General features: G+C 67.2%; 15 protein-coding genes. 3 read left to right on the forward strand and 12 right to left on the reverse strand.

Translation table 11 applies throughout. The features are described 5' to 3' along the window. Positions 1–26: 26 nt before the first annotated feature. The 8 genes from PVT71_RS22930 to PVT71_RS22965 all read right to left on the reverse strand — a co-directional run bounded on the left by PVT71_RS22930 (position 27) and on the right by PVT71_RS22965 (position 9,556). Positions 27–728, reverse strand: coding sequence for a NapC/NirT family cytochrome c (locus tag PVT71_RS22930; protein WP_353475833.1), 702 nt, complete (start codon positions 726–728; stop codon positions 27–29). A 26-nt stretch (positions 729–754) separates the two neighbouring features. Next, positions 755–1,198 (reverse strand): nitrate reductase cytochrome c-type subunit, encoded by a 444-nt coding sequence (locus PVT71_RS22935; RefSeq protein ID WP_353475834.1) that lies wholly within the window; start codon positions 1,196–1,198, stop codon positions 755–757. A 22-nt stretch (positions 1,199–1,220) separates the two neighbouring features. Continuing rightward, a complete protein-coding gene (gene napH / locus PVT71_RS22940; protein ID WP_353475835.1) occupies positions 1,221–2,132 on the reverse strand; it encodes a quinol dehydrogenase ferredoxin subunit NapH in 912 nt (303 codons plus the stop codon). Then, complete coding sequence (gene napG, locus PVT71_RS22945) at positions 2,129–2,947, reverse strand: ferredoxin-type protein NapG (RefSeq protein WP_353475836.1); 819 nt, start codon at positions 2,945–2,947, stop codon at positions 2,129–2,131. Before napG ends, napH begins: the two co-directional genes overlap by 4 nt. A gap of 68 nt (positions 2,948–3,015) precedes the next feature. Continuing rightward, the gene (gene napA, locus PVT71_RS22950; protein ID WP_353475966.1) at positions 3,016–5,505 is read right to left on the reverse strand and encodes a nitrate reductase catalytic subunit NapA; all 2,490 of its coding nucleotides are present in this window, start codon (positions 5,503–5,505) and stop codon (positions 3,016–3,018) included. Between the two features lie 9 nt (positions 5,506–5,514). Further along, complete coding sequence (locus PVT71_RS22955) at positions 5,515–5,787, reverse strand: chaperone NapD (protein WP_353475837.1); 273 nt, start codon at positions 5,785–5,787, stop codon at positions 5,515–5,517. Beyond that, positions 5,784–6,299 carry a ferredoxin-type protein NapF gene (napF, locus tag PVT71_RS22960; protein WP_353475838.1) on the reverse strand — a complete coding sequence of 172 codons (516 nt, stop codon included), beginning with the start codon at positions 6,297–6,299 and terminating at the stop codon, positions 5,784–5,786. Before napF ends, PVT71_RS22955 begins: the two co-directional genes overlap by 4 nt. Before the next feature lie 287 nt (positions 6,300–6,586). Further along, positions 6,587–9,556: a LamG-like jellyroll fold domain-containing protein gene (locus PVT71_RS22965; RefSeq protein WP_353475839.1), complete on the reverse strand. Its 2,970-nt coding sequence runs from the start codon at positions 9,554–9,556 to the stop codon at positions 6,587–6,589. Between the two features lie 714 nt (positions 9,557–10,270). Here PVT71_RS22965 and PVT71_RS22970 point away from each other — a divergent pair. Both PVT71_RS22970 and PVT71_RS22975 read left to right on the forward strand, forming a co-directional pair. After that, positions 10,271–10,720 (forward strand): UDP-N-acetylglucosamine--LPS N-acetylglucosamine transferase, encoded by a 450-nt coding sequence (locus PVT71_RS22970; RefSeq protein WP_353475840.1) that lies wholly within the window; start codon positions 10,271–10,273, stop codon positions 10,718–10,720. After that, on the forward strand, positions 10,717–11,202 hold the full coding sequence (locus tag PVT71_RS22975; protein WP_353475841.1) for a glycosyltransferase: 486 nt from the start codon (positions 10,717–10,719) through the stop codon (positions 11,200–11,202). Before PVT71_RS22970 ends, PVT71_RS22975 begins: the two co-directional genes overlap by 4 nt. Here the strand turns inward: PVT71_RS22975 and PVT71_RS22980 are convergent. Together PVT71_RS22980 and PVT71_RS22985 are read right to left on the reverse strand one after the other, a co-directional pair. Next, entirely contained in the window at positions 11,187–11,939 is a 753-nt protein-coding gene (locus PVT71_RS22980; RefSeq protein ID WP_353475842.1) for an SGNH/GDSL hydrolase family protein, read from the reverse strand. The two genes, PVT71_RS22975 and PVT71_RS22980, sit on opposite strands and share 16 nt — an antisense overlap. Continuing rightward, complete coding sequence (locus PVT71_RS22985; protein ID WP_353475843.1) at positions 11,939–12,445, reverse strand: acyltransferase; 507 nt, start codon at positions 12,443–12,445, stop codon at positions 11,939–11,941. Before PVT71_RS22985 ends, PVT71_RS22980 begins: the two co-directional genes overlap by 1 nt. A gap of 391 nt (positions 12,446–12,836) precedes the next feature. Between PVT71_RS22985 and PVT71_RS22990 the strand changes: the two genes are divergently transcribed. After that, a complete protein-coding gene (locus PVT71_RS22990) occupies positions 12,837–13,037 on the forward strand; it encodes a hypothetical protein (protein WP_353475844.1) in 201 nt (66 codons plus the stop codon). 119 nt (positions 13,038–13,156) lie between these two features. On the opposite strand, the gene PVT71_RS22995 is transcribed toward PVT71_RS22990, so the two are convergent. Beyond that, positions 13,157–13,924: a sugar transferase gene (locus PVT71_RS22995; RefSeq protein WP_353475845.1), complete on the reverse strand. Its 768-nt coding sequence runs from the start codon at positions 13,922–13,924 to the stop codon at positions 13,157–13,159. 357 nt (positions 13,925–14,281) lie between these two features. Further along, a complete protein-coding gene (locus tag PVT71_RS23000; RefSeq protein WP_353475846.1) occupies positions 14,282–15,520 on the reverse strand; it encodes a polysaccharide pyruvyl transferase family protein in 1,239 nt (412 codons plus the stop codon). Positions 15,521–15,534 lie beyond the last annotated feature (14 nt).

The following is a 15,534-nucleotide window of genomic DNA, read 5'->3' on the forward strand; positions in this document are numbered from 1 at the left end:
CGATGCCGGCCCCGGCGCCCGTTCGGTTAGTCGGCAGAGATGCCCAGGTAGGACTTGATCGAGGCGACGTCGACGCGGCCCGCGCCGTCCGGGGCCTTGCTCTGCGCGAGGGTCTCGACGACGTGCTGGTATTCCTCGAGATAGCCCGGGGCGAGGTCATGGGCGATGCCCTGGTGGCAGTCGATGCAGGTCATGTTCTCGTCGACCGCGCGCTGGTGGTTCTGCGCGGCGCGCGTCTCCTGGATGGTGAAGTCCATGTACTCGAAGGCGTGGCAGTTGCGGCATTCGCGGCTGTCGGTGGCCTTCATCTTCTTCCAGACCGCGGCCGCCATCTCGAGCCGCCGGGCCTCGTATTTCGCCGAGGTGTCGATGGTGCCCATCGCCTCGTGGTAGACGTCCTTCACGGCCATGATCTTGGCCTTCATCTTGTACTGCCACTCGTGCGGGACGTGGCAGTCCGAGCAGATCGCGCGCACGCCCGAGTGGTTGTTGTAATGCACGGTCTGGCGGTACTCGCCGAGGTTGGTCTCCATCGAGTGGCAGGAGGTGCAGAATTCTTCCGTGTTGGTCAGTTCCAGCGACCAGTGGAACCCGCCCCAGAAGAGGATGCCCCCGAGGAATCCCGCGATCAGCAGGAAGCCCGCGCTGAAGATCCCGGTGGGGCTCCAGAAGGCGTCCCATATCCGAAGCAGGAAGTTGCGGTGCCCGCGCTCGTTGTGATCCGGCATGTCGTCTCTCCCATTCGGTCGTTGCGTCAGCGCATTTCGCTGGAGGCTTCGAAGTCGTTGCCGACAAGCGCCGGCGCATCCGCTTGCGGGACATGGCACTGGGTGCAGAACCAGCGCGTGCCGGCCACCGTGTCGAGCTGGTTGCCGTTGCGGTCGAGGTAATGGGTCATCGACAGGGTCGGGGCGCCGCGGTCGCCGGCGTTGCTCCAGTCGTGGCAGCTGAGGCACTGGTTGGTGCGCAGGTCGATCTGGTACTGGGTCATGGAATGGGGGATCACCGGCGGCTGCTGGCGATAGTTCCGCACCTCGCGGCCCAGCTGCTGCGGGTAGACTTCGGGCGGGTCAAGTTCCTGATCGACGGAGACGCCGCGCAGCGACTGGATGCCTCCCGTCGTCTGCGCCACGACCAGCCCTGCGACCAGCAGGGGCGTTGCGAAGGCGGCGATCTTCGCGATGACCGGCAGTTTCATGGGCGCTCTCCATTATTGTCACTCAGGTGGCAGTTGACTTGGGCTGTTCCGTGGGGGGCAGGGCCGTGGCCTCGACATGCTGGTCGAAGCGGTGGGTGAACTCGAAGACGTTGACCGAGCAGACGTCGATGCAGCGTCCGCAATTGGTGCAGTCGGGTGACAGGATCAGCGGGGTCTCGCCCGGCTTGCCGCGCAGCGCCGGGGCGATCACGTGGTTCTCGGGACAGACCTCGAAACAGTCCATGCAGTCGTCGCAGGCGCTGCGCCGCGTGGCCGAGACCCGCAGCAGGCTGTGCGTGCCGAGGAGGCCATAGAAGGCGCCGACCGGGCAGAGATGGCCGCACCAGCCGCGCCGCGAGACGAGCAGATCGAAGAGGAAGACGAGCACCACCAGCGCCCAGGCGAAGCCGATCCCGAAGACCAGCCCGCGGTGCAGCATGGTGATCGGGTTGACCAGCTCCCAGGCGATGGTCCCGGTGAAGGCCGAGACGGCGAGCACGGTGCCGAGAAGCCAGAGCCGGGTGCTGCGCTTGGGCTGCCAGCCCTTGTGCAGGCCGAGCCGGTCGTGGAGCCAGTGCGCGGCGTCGGTGACCGGGTTGATCGGGCAGACCCACGAGCAGTAGACCCGTCCGCCGATCAGCGCGTAGACCGCCAGCACGATCAGCGCCCCGACCAGCGCGGTCAGCTCCGGCCAGTGCCCCGCCACCATGCTCTGCGCGAGGACAAACGGATCGGTCAGCGGCAGGATCCCGAAGCTGCGCGAGCCGGCGAGCGTGCCGGTGACCCACCAGATGCCGAACCAGGGACCGAGGAGGAACAGCACCAGGAAGACGCCCTGCGACAGACGGCGCAGCACCAGGAAGCGGGGGGCCAGCCACCAGCCCTTGACGCGGGTCGCCTCCACTCCGGCCGGGAGCTGCATCGCCGCCTTCATTCGCCCGCTCCAGGAAGTTTGAAGCTGGGCTCGAAGCCCCCGGGGGCGGCGAGGTTGTCGGTTCCCGGCCCCGGCAGGCGGTCGGGAAGGTCGATGATCCCCTCGACCAGCGGCCCGCCGTTCTGCTCCATCTCTTCCCAGCCCTTGCGGTAGTGCTCGGCGGGCGCGCCGCGGGCGAGGCGGACCGGCAGCACCTTGATGGCGGCCTCGGGCAGCACGCAGCTCTTCTCGCAGATGCCGCAGCCGGTGCAGTGCCCGGCGTGCACGGTCGGGGCAAAGATCGCGTGATGGCCCGACCGCTCGTTGTGCGACAGCTCGAGCGTGATGGCCTCGTCGATGACCGGGCAGACGCGGTAGCAGACGTCGCAGCGCAGGCCGAGGAAGTTGAGGCAGTTCTCCTGGTCGACCAGCACGGCGGTGCCCATGCGCGCGTCGTCGATGTTCTTGAGCGCCGGGTCGAGCGCGCCGGTGGGGCAGGCGGCGACGCAGGGGATGTCGTCGCACATCTCGCAGGGCACGTCGCGGGCGGTGAAGAAGGGCGTGCCGGTGGCCGGGCCGTCGACGCCGAGCCGCGCCAGCGAGAGCGTGTCATAGGGGCAGTCGGTCACGCAGAGCCCGCAGCGGATGCAGGTGGCGAGGAAGTCCTTCTCGGGCAGGGCTCCGGGCGGGCGCAGCGCCTGCGCCGGCAGGGCCTGCGCGTCGCTCGCGAGCCAGGCAAGCCCGGCTCCCGCCAGCAGGCAGCCGCCGCCCATCCGGGCGGTGTCCTGCAGGAACCGTCGGCGCTGTGGCGAGAGGACTGGCGTTGCGGAGGGCATCCCCGGGCTCCTTGGGGTGGCGGCGGCCGGTGCGCTGCGCGCGCGCACCGGCCCGGATCACGGCCGTGTCAGGCCCGCTCGACCTTGCAGGCGCATTTCTTGAAGTCCGTCTGCTTCGAGAGCGGGCAGGTCGCATCCAGCGTCAGCTTGTTGATCAGCTGCCCTTCGTCGAACCACGGCACGAAGACGAGCCCCTTTGGAGGCTTGTTGCGCCCGCGCGTCTCGAGCCGGCTCAGCATCTCGCCGCGGCGGGTCGAGATGGAGATCTCCTGCCCGCGCCGCAGCCCGCGCGCCTCGGCATCCTCGGGGTGCATGAAGACCACGGCGGCGGGGAAGGCCCGGTGCAGTTCGGGCACGCGGCGGGTCATCGAGCCCGAGTGCCAGTGCTCGAGCACGCGCCCGGTCGAGAGCCAGAGGTCGTATTCCTCGTCGGGGACCTCGGGCGGGGCCTCGTAGGGGGCGAAGATGATCTTCGCCTTGCCGTCGGGGTTGCCGTAGAAGGTGACCTCGCTGCCCTCGGGGACGTAGGGATCATAGCCCTCGCGGAAGCGGTAGAGCGTCTCCTTGCCGTCGACCACCGGCCAGCGCATGCCGCGGGCCTGATGGTACTGCTCGAACGGCGCAAGATCGTGGCCATGGCCGCGCCCGAACGAGGCGTATTCCTCGAAGAGCCCCTTCTGCACGTAGAAGCCGAAGTGGTTGGCCTCGACGTTGTCGAACCCCTCGGCGGTCTCGGTCAGCGGGAACTGGTCGACGGTGCCGTTCGCGAAGAGCACGTCGTAGAGCGTCTTGCCCGCGAGATCCGGCTTCTTCGCGATCAGCTCCGCATCCCAGACCTCCTCGACGGCGAAACGCTTGGAGAATTCCATGAGCTGCCAAAGGTCCGACTTCGCATCGCCGGGCGCCATGACCTGCTGGCGCCAGAACTGGGTGCGCCGCTCGGCGTTGCCATAGGCGCCTTCCTTCTCGACCCACATCGCCGCGGGCAGCACGAGGTCGGCGGACATGGCGGTGACCGTGGGATATGCGTCCGAGACGGTGACGAAGTTGTCCGGGTTGCGATAGCCCGGCCAGCCTTCCTCGTTGATGTTGGCGGCGGCCTGCATGTTGTTGTTGCACTGCACCCAGTAGGCGTTGAGCGCGCCGTCCTTCAGCGCGCGGTTCTGCGCCACGGCGTGCAGGCCGATCTGGTCCGAGATCGTGCCCTCGGGCAGCTGCCAGAGCTCCTCGGCATGGGCGCGGTGCTCGGGGTTGGTCACCACCATGTCGGCGGGCAGGCGGTGCGCGAAGGTGCCGACCTCGCGCGCCGTGCCGCAGGCCGAGGGCTGGCCGGTGAGCGAGAAGGGCGAGTTGCCGGGCTCCGAGATCTTCCCGGTCAGCAGGTGGATGTTGTAGACTAGCCCGTTCACCCAGCCGCCGCGTGTGTGCTGGTTGAAGCCCATGGTCCAGAGCGACATGACCTTGCGGTTCGGGTCGGCATATTGCTGCGCCAGCCGCTCGAGCTGGTGCCCCGGAACGCCGGACATCTCCGAGACCTTCTCGAGCGTGTAGTCCGCGACCGAGGCGGCGTATTCCTCGAAGTCGATCGGGGTGAGCTCGCCCGAGTTGGGGTTGGCGGCCGCCTGCTGCAGCGGATTGCTGTCGCGCAGGCCGTAGCCGATGTCGGTCGCGGTCTTGGTGATGTTGACGTGCTTCTCCATGAAGTCATGGTTCACCGCGTCGTTCTGGATGATGTAGTTCGCGATGTAGTTGAGGATCGCGAGGTCGGTCTGCGGCGTGAACACGATGCCGTTGTCGGCCAGCTCGAAGCTGCGGTGCTCGAAGGTCGAGAGCACGTGGACCTGCGCGCCGGGCTTGGTCAGCCGGGTGTCGGTGAGCCGGGACCACAGGATCGGGTGCATCTCGGCCATGTTCGAGCCCCAGAGCACGAAGGTATCCGCCTGCTCGAAATCGTCGTAGCAGCCCATCGGCTCGTCGATGCCGAAGGCGCGCATGAAGCCGACCACCGCCGAGGCCATGCAGTGCCGCGCGTTGGGGTCGAGGTTGTTGGTGCGGAAGCCGGCCTTCATCAGCTTGGAGGCCGCGTAGCCCTCCCAGAGCGTCCATTGCCCCGAGCCGAACATGCCGACCGAGGTCGGGCCCTTGGCGGCGAGCGCCTCCTTCCACTTCTGCGCCATGGTGTCGAAGGCCTCGTCCCAGCTCACCGGCTCGAAGTCGCCGTTCTTGTCGTACTGGCCGTTGGTCTTGCGCAGCATCGGCGTCGTGAGCCGGTCCGCGCCGTACATGATCTTCGACAGGAAGTAGCCCTTGATGCAGTTGAGGCCGCGGTTGACCGGCGCCTCGGGATCACCCTGCGTCGCGACCACGTGCCCGTCCTTGGTCCCGACCAGCACCGAGCAGCCGGTGCCGCAGAAGCGGCAGGGCGCCTTGTCCCAGCGGATGTCGGTGTTTCCGGGCGTCTGGGCCAGGGCTGCGCTCGGGGAAAGCGAAATGCCGGCAGCGGCGGCGGTGCTGGCGGCAGCAGTGGCTTTGAGGAAAGTCCTGCGCGAGTCCGAAATGGTCATGGGTCAGGTCTCCGGATGGGGGGCGGCGGGGGTTGGGCGTTGGGTGAGGTCTTCGAAATGGTGGTAGTTGATGGTCAGCGAGATCACGCCGCGGATCTGGTGCAGCGACATGATGATGTCCGAGGCGAAGGCCGTGTCGGTATCCTCGACCACCACCACGAGGCGGCCGTCATCGCTTTGCGCATGCACCTCGACACCGTCGAGCGCTTCCATTTGCGCGCGCGCCGCGGGCAGCGCGTCGCGCGCGACATGGACAAGGCAGCCGCAGATGTTCATGCCAGTCTCTCCGTCTGGGTCTCGGGGATCTCGAAGCTGATCGCCCCGGCGGGGCAGGTGACGGCGCAGTCTCCGCAGCCGGTGCAGCAATCCGTGTCGAGGATCGGCGCGGCGCGCCCCGCGGTCATCAGGCGGAAGCGGATGGCCCGCGGATCGCAGCTATCCTCGCAGGCGCGGCAGGAGACGCCGTTCAGCGACAGGCAGCTGTCGCTGACAACCGCCTTCCACGGCCAGTCGGGCACGGTCTCGAGCGAAAGCGCGCCGGGCTCGCAGGCCTCGGCGCAGGCGCCGCAGAAGGTGCAGCCGCCCTGCGCGAAATCGACCACCGGACGAGGGCCGGAGCGGCTTTCCCGCAGCACGAGGATCGCCTCGGGGCAGGCGCGCACGCAGTCGCCGCAGCCGGTGCAGAGGTCCATGAAACGGGCCTGTGCACCCGGCGGTCGCATGGGGGGTGCATCGGGGCGTGACAATTGCCCACGGAGGAAGTTGCGTCTGCTGTGCTGGGTCGTCATCGACGTCCTGGCCCTTCCGGAGACTCCGCGATCAATTCTGCGGATATGTCTAAAAGTCTTGTGGGCCACACACTGCCATAGGTTGTCGGCGCGGAAAAGCTTCGCTTTCGGACACGCGGAAAACCGGCAGAAATCCAGAGTGCGGGACCGCCGGTTACGTGTAATCAACATTATGTAATTTGCTTGGTTCCCCTGCGGGGCAATCAGGCGTCCCGTAAGAGAGCCGGAAAAGTTCGCCAGAGCGCCACCGTCCGGGCACGCGCAGGCGCCCGGACGGGGCTTGATCGTCAGCCCAGCAGGAAGGCGTTGCTGCCAATCCCGGTGCGGTAAACGAAGTCGTCGATCCCGCCATCGAAGCCGTCAGCGAGAGAGCTGCCGATCTCGAGCACGTCATCGCCCTGCACAAGCGTCGCGCCGCCGGCCTCGATGGCGCCAAGGACTTGCCCGTCGACGCGCAGCTCGAGCAGGCCCTGCGCATCGGCGTAGGCGATCGCCACCTCGTGCCAGTCCCGATCCGCGAGCACGTCCGTCGAGGTTTCGAGCGTGAAGCTGCCCTGCGACGTGGTCAGGTGGAAGACGAAGTCATCTCCCTCGACGTCGAGCCCGAGCGCGCCGCCGATGCCGAAGACGTTTCGGCCCGACGCGGCGTCGGTCCGCAGGTCGAAGGTGACAAGGAAGCTGTCCTGCCCGGCAAGGGGCTCGGCGCCGGGCGCGACGACGATCGACGAGCCATGGGTGATCTCGGCGTGGCCGGTGCCGTCCGCGCGCGTTCCGAGGGTGATGCCGCCGCCCAGAACCGCGACCGTTGCGCCAAGGCCGGACGTGTCGGAGATCGCGCCGCCCTCGAAGTCGAGCACCAGCTCGGGAGCATCCGCCGTCACCGCCAGCTTGCGCGTGGCGGTGGCAAGCTGGATCCCGGGCTCATCGGAGATGGTGACGTTGTCGACGGTAACCGAGGCCTCGCTGTCCTTCCACGGATGGCCGAAGCCGAGGCTCCAGTACTTCACCCCGGGGGTCAGCCCGCTCTGGTGTCCGGTCGCGACCTGCGCGCCGTCCACCTCGATCGACATGACGCCGGCGTCGCCGTCATAGGCGACCGAGATGCGGTGCAGGCCGCCGTCCTCGAGGTCGAGCCCCGCGGTGCGGATCGTCTGCCAGCCCTGGTCGGTGTTGAGTTGCAGCACCAGCTGCCCCGAGGCGTCGAGCGACAGGTCGAGCGTCTGGTGCAGGTAGAGGATCGTGCCCGAGGTGCCCGCTTTCGACACGTTCATGTCGAAGGCCACGCCGAAGCGCTCGGCCTCGAAGATGAAGGTGTTCTCGCGGGTGAGTGCCAGCAGGCCCTTGGTGATGTCGATGCCCGCGTCGGTATAGGCCCCGGGCTTGTCGATCGTGTAGGTGAGGCCGCTCGCGACGACCCCGCCGCCCGCGAAGCTGAGGCTTCCCAGGACGACCGTCGCGTCGGCCTCGGCGGCATCCTCGGGCATTGCCGCCTCGGTGCCGAAGTAGATGTCCTTGACCTGCGCCGAGATGCCGGTGCCCCAGGTATTGCCGATGGTCAGCCCGGCATGGCCCTGCGACGCGGTCACGCCGCCCGCCGGGATGCGCAGGTTGGTCACCCCGTCGACCACCAGCGACAGGCTCCCCGTCGCCCCGTCGAGGATGACGTTGAGCCGATGCGCCGCCTCGTCGGCGAAGACCGCGGTGGTGCTGTCGAGCGTGAATTGCCCCGCGTCGGTGTCGAGCGTGATGTGGACGAAGCCCTTGGCGTCGAGCCGAAGCTTCAGCACCTCCGGGAAGTGCACCAGCAGCCCGTTTGCCCCGTCGGCGCGGTCCACCGTCAGCCCGAGGTTGAAGCTGGCCTGTCCGAAGAGATCGCCCGTCTCGGTGGTGATCTCGAGCCGGTCGCGGCCGCCGATCTCGAGCCAGCCGTCCTGCGTGATCTTGCCGCCGTAGACCGTGACCGTCGCGCCGGCCTCGCCCGCGTCCGACCATTTGCCCCCGGCGAAGCTGATGTCGGCGACGACGGCGGGCGCGATCTCGATCGAGCGGGTGATGCTGTCGCTCGACCCGTCCGGCAGGGTGACGGTCAGCGTGTAGGCGTGGCGGCCCGCGCCGGAGAAGTCATGCACGATGCGGTTGCCGGTCGCGGTGCTGCCATCCGCGAAGGTCCACAGGAAGCTCGCGCCAAGCGCCGCGACCGCGCCGTCCGGCCCGCGCGACCACGAGGCATCGAGCAGCACCAGCGACTTGTCGGTCTTCGAGATCGTCACGTCGACCACGGCGGTCAGCGTGTCGGCATGGTCGGTGAACCAGGTGAGCGAGCTGCCCGCCACTCCGTTGAGCGCGCTGTCGGGCCGCAGCATGAGGTCCCGCAGGTCGCCGTCGCCGCCCGCCTCGACGTTCAGGAAATGGTTGCGGTAATCGTCGAGCAGCAGCGGCGAGGAGGAGTCGAGCACGACATTGCCCGTCCCGCCCGAGACGGAATGCGCGACGTTGTCGGAAATCACCGCCCCTGCCCCGCCGATCTCGATGGTCCCGACCATGGTGGAGCCGGAATAGCTGCCGTCGTCTTCCACGACATAGACGTCCGGATCGTAGAGCACGGTATTGTTGCGCACGATCGCGTTCAGCGTGTCCTGCAGCGAAATCGCGTTGCTGTGCGCGCCGAAAAGCACGTTGTGCTCGATCAGGAGGTTTTCGAAGAGCGCGCCCTCGGGGGAATTGGCGCCGTTTCGTCCGAAGATCATCTGGTAATTCGCGCCGTTCCCGGCATCGAGGAAATTCTCGCGAATGGTGATATCGGCGTTGCCGACAGTGATGTTGGTGCTCCAGATCTGGATCATGTCCGGGTGGTTGACCGCGGTGGTCGAGCCGAGGAAGTCATGCAGGTGGTTGCCCTCGATCAGCATTCCGGCCACCCCGCCGATGCGGATGCCGTCGCCCTGCAGGCCCGAGATGTCATTGCCCAGCACCGCGATGTCGCGGCAGTCGAGGAAGGCCATGCCCTGGTCGAAGTTGGTGATCGTGTTGCCCTCGAAGGTGATGCCCTCGCTGCGCCGGACCACCGCGAGATCCGCCGCCTCGGCATGGCCCTCGGGCGTTCCGAGCGACCCCTCGGCATCGGAGGCCATGTCGGAATTGCGCACGGTGATGTCGTGGGAGTCGCGGATGTCGAAAAGCGCGACCATGCCTTCGGCATCCGCGCCGCCCAGTTCGAATTTCACGTCCTCGACCGTGATGTTTTCCACCCCGATCATCTGGACTTTCCGGATCACGGCGGGATCGTCGGGATCGAGCGACCGAATTGAAACCGATGCCCCCTCGAATTTGTCGCCGATATCCCGCGCAATCAGGTCGTAATCTGTTCCCGATTGGAGGAGAATTTCCCCGCCGCTGCCCTCGGCCAATTGCTTGTAAGCCGCGTCAAGCTCTTCCTGCGTGGACACGATGATCGTGTCCATCCCCTGCGTCATGGTCTGCACTGCTGCCCCCGGTTTTTGTTCTTCTGCGATGTTCGCGCGGAAGTTGTGTCTTCACGTGTCCCGAATGCGGATTTTCTGGGACAGCGTGGCGAAGTTGACGTCGCGCCTTTAGCCCTCGCCGCCCGATCAGGGACTTATTTCGCAAGGATCCGGGCCCGGGGCGGGATTCGGCGGCGCGGTCGCGCGCGGCGTGCCCGAGCCCTGCCCCGGGCCTGCCGGGTGGCCCGCGCGGATGAGGCGGTCCGCCCGGCGGCCGCGTTGCGCATGATTTCGCTCAAAACCCCGGCGAACCCGGCTTTTCGCGGCGGGGACCCGGCGGACCGCCACCCGGGGTGCTGTACCTGCGCGGAATCCGGACTATCTTTGGATCAAGTCAAAACGGTTCCCGGTTCGCCTGTTTTCGCTTCGGTCCATTTCAGTGCCAGATTTTAGGATTTCGACGTCAGCGGCTTCGGCCGCCGCTCGGTATTTTCAAAAAGGAGATTGGAATTGTCGAAAAAGATCCTCGCGGTTGCCTCGGCGGGAGGGCACTGGCAACAACTGCAGCGGATCCGCCATGCCTTCGACGGTGACGAGGTCTTCTTCCTGACCACGCTGCAGGGTCTGCCCGACGATTTCGACGCACTGCCCGCCGCGATCATCCCCGATTGCAGCCAGAGCGAACCGCTTGCCGCGCTGCGCTGCTTTGCCGCCGTCTACCCGATCGTGCGGCGCGAGCGGCCGGATGTCGTGATCACCACCGGCGCGCTGCCGGGCCTCATCGCGCTGGCGGCGGGGCGACTGGTCGGCGCGAAGGGCGTGTGGATCGACAGCGTCGCGAATGCCGAATGCATGTCGACCTCGGGCCGGCTGGCTCGCTACGTCGCGCACCTGCGGCTGAGCCAATGGGAACACGTGGCGCGCGAGTCGCAGGTCGAATACGCGGGCTCCATCCTGTGATCTTCGCGACCGTCGGCACCCAGCTTCCCTTCCCGCGCCTGATCGACGCGCTCGACCGGATCGCGCCGCGGCTCGGCGAGCCGGTGATCGCGCAGGTCGGCGAGGCCGCCTCGGGCGACTGGAAACATCTCGATCCGCGCCGGGCGCTGTCCCCGCGGGAGTTCAACGCCATCTTCACCGCCGCGCGGATCGTGGTCTCGCATGCCGGGATCGGCTCGATCCTCTCGGCCCGGCGCTTCGGCAAGCCGCTTGTGCTGTTTCCCCGGCGCTTCGACCTCGGCGAGCACCGGACCGATCACCAGATGGCGACGGTCCAGCACGTGAAGAGCCTGCGCGGCATTCATGTCGCCTTCGACGCCGCGGAGCTCGAAGGGCTCCTGCTGGCGCCGGGTCTAGAGGGGCCCGGCGAGGAAACCGCGCTCAGCCCCGCCCATCTTGCGCTGATCGACCGGCTGCACAGCTTCATTCACGATCCGCGCTGAGCGTCCCCGCACTCCGCTCCGGTCAGGGCCCGCGCCACCGCGCCCGCGATCACCGGAGCGATGAGGTCAGACGCCGTCTGCGGGTCGGGATGCAGCCCGTCGCGCGCGAGGCCCCGCTCCGACCGCGGCAGGGCGAGCCAGCGCGGGTAGAGGTCGATGAGCCCCACCCCCATCTCGTCGGCAAGCGCGCGGTACTGCAGGTAATGGGCGCGCAGCCGGGGGCGGATCACGCCGCGGAGGCCCTCGGCCGGGCTCATTGTCAGCAGCACGATTTCCGTCCCCGGCGAGGCATCGCGCAAGGCCCGGATCAGCTCGGCATGCGTCCGCGCCGAGGCCGCGAGGGACATGCCGTCCGTCACGTCGGCGTCGTTGATCGCGAATTCGACGAGCACGAGATCCGGCCTCTCCGCGGCGACCCGTTCGACCTGCGCGAGGCCCCAGTCCGAGCCGGCGCCGTTTTGCGCGACCACCGAGAGCGCGACCGGGATGCCGGCGCAGCCGCGCAGCCGCTCCGCCACCTCGCCGGGCCAGAGCTGCCGGTTCGAGAGGCTGGTTCCGAGCACCGTGAGCCTGAGCCCGGCGTCCCCGGGCATCGGCACCGTGAAGGGGCGGTCCGCGACCTCGGGCGCCGGGCGCAGCTCGACCCCGGCCCAGAGCGCCGCCGCCGCGCCCGCGAGCCCGAGACCGGTGACGACAAGCAGCGCCCCCAGAACGGCCGCGGGGTTGGAAAGGCGCATCAGGTCTTGCCGGCGGCGGCCAGCCGGCTTTCGGTCTCGTCGGCGGTGGTGAAGCGCCCGAACCGCCCGACCTCGATGTCGGAGCGGACGATCTGCGCCGGATTGCCGGCGACGATGCTGCGCGGCGGCACGGACTTGGTCACCACGGCGCCCGCCGCCACCACGCTGTTGTCGCCGATCTCGACCCCCGGCAGGATCAGCGCGCGCCCGCCGATGAAGCAGTTCCGGCCGACCCGCGTGTGCAGGTAGAGCCCGCGCGTCATGTCATGGGTCAGGATCCGCGCCTCGAAGGCGATGTAGGAATCCGCCCCGACATGCACCCCGATCGGAAAGGTGCGGTCGAACTTGGCCGAGAGCGAGAACTGGCAGCTCGGGTCCAGGTCCATCTTCCAGACATGGACAAGGTAGGCGCGGCGCAGCGACACGAGCAGGTTGCGCAGGTGAGAGAGCCGGTTGAGGCCCCGCCGCCGCGCCTTGTTCATCTTGGGAACGGTCTGATCAACCATGCAAATCGTCGATCCAATCTCTTGAAATATGGCGCGCGTCCCGGGAATCGCTCCGGTGCGCGTGACCAAGTCTGACGGTCCGGATGCGAACCGGCAATGGAGTGGAACGATCACGTTTATTGCGTGCACGACTTTCCGCCTCCCCGGCCCCGGGATGCCTCCGGATGTCGCCCGGCCTGCGCGCCGTGACCCGCTTCGGGCAAGGGTCGCCGAAATTGTCGGCAGTCCGTCCGCGCACCGGGCAGATGCGCCGAATCTTGCCGAGGCGAGGCCCGTCTTGTGTCGCCCGGTGCGACAGTCCGGCGTGCTCCATGCTACTGTTTCGGGTGTTCCCCGCTTAGCCAGTATGTTCCCGCAGTCGCCGGGCACTTCGACAAGGCCGGAGCGTGACATGACCCTCCTGAACATCCTGGCGTTCGCCTATCTCGGCACCGTGCTCATCGCGCTCTCGCTCACCCACCGCGAGCGCAAGCGGCAGGGCAACAGGTCCGTGCTGTTCGGGATCCTCGGCTACCTTCTCTGCCTCGTCTGGCCACTGGTGGCGGCGGTCATGATCCTGTTCTTCCGCGAGCCCGCCTCGCGGACGCAATAAGGCGCGGCCACCGGCTTTCTGCTCCGTCAGAGATGAAAACACCTGCCTTGCGATGGAAGGCAGGTGGGAGTGGTTTGTGATCGTCAGGGTCTGGCAGTCGGAAGCGCGGCTTCCGCCGCTCAGTGCCCCGTGCAGGAGCAGACGACCAGCACGGTGGCAAGGAGGATCTTCAGGTCCGTCTTGAAGCTCAGGCACGCATTGTAGAGGGAATCGAAGTGGGCGCGCTCGGCGAAGGAACTCTCGTTCCGGACGGTGATCTGCCACAGGCCGGTGATGCCGGGCCGCAGCAGGTAGTAGTCGTTCCCGGGATAGAGCGCGCGCTGCGTTTCAAGCATCGGACGCGGGCCGATCACGCTCATGTCCCCGGTTATGACGTTCCAGAACTGCGGCAACTCGTCGAGCGACGCCTTCCGGATGAAGAGGCCCACCTTGGTGATCCTGGGATCGTTCTTCAGTTTCTGGTCGCGTTCCCATTCTTCCCTCGCCTCGGGGCAGGCTGCGAGATGTGCCTGCAGCAGGTTCTCCGCATCGGGGACCATCGAGCGGAGTTTCCACATCCGGAACGGTCGCCCGTTCTGGCCGAGGCGGATCTGGCTGTAGAAGGGGTTGCCCCGATCCATGGCAACCAGCGCGATCAGGGGCGGCAGCAACGTGATCAGCAGCGGCGCACAGAGCGCGACAAGGGTCAGGTCCATCAACCTCTTGCCGAACTTTCGGTAGAACGCCTGGCCGACGCGGGTTCCGCCCAGTGTGAGGACAGGGTCGAGGTCCAGCGCCGGATTGTATCTCTGATCTAACCACTCAAAATTTATACCAAATTTATTCAATTTCATATTGGACTCCCCCAAAAGGATTCCCAATCCAGTCGCGAGCAGCGCGCCGGACATCATGAATTTCGAGCTGAAAAGCAAAGATCGTTATGAAACGAATGAACTAGGTATGGACGATCTGCCGAGCCCGAGGGGCCCGCGGATTACTTCCTCGTCGCTACATCGACGAAGCACCACCTATGCGTGAAATAACGCCAGCTGCGCGCAGGCAGGACAATGGAGGATCCTGCGCCGCCGACACACTATAACTAGTTCGCGGCGTGAGAATTTGCACCTAGGGAACGCGCTGCATGCGGGTTTTCGCTCATGTCGCCTGCGCCGGTGACACGAATGGAGGGAAATGCCCAAGGAGGCATCAGCACACGCTTTGGTTGCCGCGTGCCGCGCCTCCCCCGGACCCCCGCTAGGACCTTGTTACGAAGGGGTGTTGTCCGCCGCCAGCATCCCCGTTCCGGCGGTCTCGGGCTGCCCCGAGAGCACCCGTGCAAGGAAGTTTCGGTAGAGCCCGAGCCGCCGCGTGGCCTCGAGGTTCGCCGCGGCGATCTCGGCGGCAAGCTGCTCACGGGTCTCGAAGCCATGGAGGACCTGCGACTCGACCTCGGCGCTGCTCGCCGTCCGGCAATCCGCGACATGCGCGTATCCGAGCGTGCCGAAAAGTCCGAGGAACTTGCGGCTGTAGGCCATCGGCAGCACCGGCACGCCCGAGGAAAACGCCGCGATGCAGGCGTGCATCCGCGCGCCGACGAAATAGTCCATCGTCGCGATCAGGCTCTTGGCTTCGCTCGGGTCGGCCGGTGGCGGCTCGACGATGACCCCGGGAAACTCACGGCCGAGCTGCTCGCAGGCGCGCTGGTCGTCCTCGCCGGCGGCGGTCGGCGTGTCGATTATCACGTGGCCGATGAGGTGCACGACGCAATCGCCGCGTTCCGAGAATTGCCGGACAAGGCTGCGCAGCAGCGTCGGGTAGTCCATCTTGAGCCCGAACTCGTTCTTGCCGGTGTATCCGCCGCCGAAGAGCAGGCCCGAGACATTGATCCCGACGTGGATCTTGCCATCCGCTTCGTGCGCCTTCGGCCTCGTCTCGTAGGGCAGGTGAAAGGCCACGTCCGTGGCCTCGATGAGCGTGATGCGGTCGTCCCCGAAGCAGCGCACGTAGTCCGAGGAGAGCGCGTCCCGCGCGCAGACGAAGGCGGCGCGGCGCATGATCCAGCTGGCGCTGCGCCGGACCCAGGGGCGGTTGAATGGGCCGATGGTCTCGGGCGCGAAGCCGAGCGGCGTGCCGGCCCCGACGACGACCGACTGCGCCGCCAGCTGGATGATGAACCGCTTCGTGCCGTAGATGTCGGTGAAGCTGTCGCCGCCGCAGATGTCGAGCACGAGATCGCAGCGCTTCGCCATCGCGCGCAGCCCGTCCGGGCGCAGGATGAAGCCGCGCGACAGCGGATGATAGCTGAGGTTCGGCCGCTCGATGTAGACCGGGTGCGGCTCGTGCCAGGCGGTCAGCTCGAAGCGGATGTCGCGTCCGAGCGAGGCCGCCACCTCCTCGAGGATGCGGATGTCCGACAGGGTCAGCGCGCCGATCCCGAGGTTGGAAGACGTCACCGTATGTCCGAGCAGGCCGATGACCAGCCCCGTGTCCGGGCCGTTTGGCATGAGGAATTTCCCTA

This window comes from Salipiger sp. H15, from assembly GCF_040409955.1.
Taxonomy (GTDB): Bacteria; Pseudomonadota; Alphaproteobacteria; order Rhodobacterales; family Rhodobacteraceae; genus Salipiger.

What these genes read in the sequence shown, in the direction of transcription:
- PVT71_RS22980 (WP_353475842.1), bottom strand. Translation starts at nt 11,939, where the DNA reads ATGCGCCTTTCCAACCCCGCGGCCGTTCTGGGGGCGCTGCTTGTCGTC.
- PVT71_RS22990 (WP_353475844.1), top strand. Translation starts at nt 12,837, where the DNA reads ATGACCCTCCTGAACATCCTGGCGTTCGCCTATCTCGGCACCGTGCTC.
- PVT71_RS22930 (WP_353475833.1), bottom strand. Translation starts at nt 728, where the DNA reads ATGCCGGATCACAACGAGCGCGGGCACCGCAACTTCCTGCTTCGGATA.
- PVT71_RS22935 (WP_353475834.1), bottom strand. Translation starts at nt 1,198, where the DNA reads ATGAAACTGCCGGTCATCGCGAAGATCGCCGCCTTCGCAACGCCCCTG.
- PVT71_RS22965 (WP_353475839.1), bottom strand. Translation starts at nt 9,556, where the DNA reads ATGATCGGGGTGGAAAACATCACGGTCGAGGACGTGAAATTCGAACTG.
- PVT71_RS22955 (WP_353475837.1), bottom strand. Translation starts at nt 5,787, where the DNA reads ATGAACATCTGCGGCTGCCTTGTCCATGTCGCGCGCGACGCGCTGCCC.
- PVT71_RS22985 (WP_353475843.1), bottom strand. Translation starts at nt 12,445, where the DNA reads ATGGTTGATCAGACCGTTCCCAAGATGAACAAGGCGCGGCGGCGGGGC.
- napF (WP_353475838.1), bottom strand. Translation starts at nt 6,299, where the DNA reads ATGACGACCCAGCACAGCAGACGCAACTTCCTCCGTGGGCAATTGTCA.
- PVT71_RS23000 (WP_353475846.1), bottom strand. Translation starts at nt 15,520, where the DNA reads ATGCCAAACGGCCCGGACACGGGGCTGGTCATCGGCCTGCTCGGACAT.
- PVT71_RS22995 (WP_353475845.1), bottom strand. Translation starts at nt 13,924, where the DNA reads ATGTCCGGCGCGCTGCTCGCGACTGGATTGGGAATCCTTTTGGGGGAG.
- napH (WP_353475835.1), bottom strand. Translation starts at nt 2,132, where the DNA reads ATGAAGGCGGCGATGCAGCTCCCGGCCGGAGTGGAGGCGACCCGCGTC.
- napG (WP_353475836.1), bottom strand. Translation starts at nt 2,947, where the DNA reads ATGCCCTCCGCAACGCCAGTCCTCTCGCCACAGCGCCGACGGTTCCTG.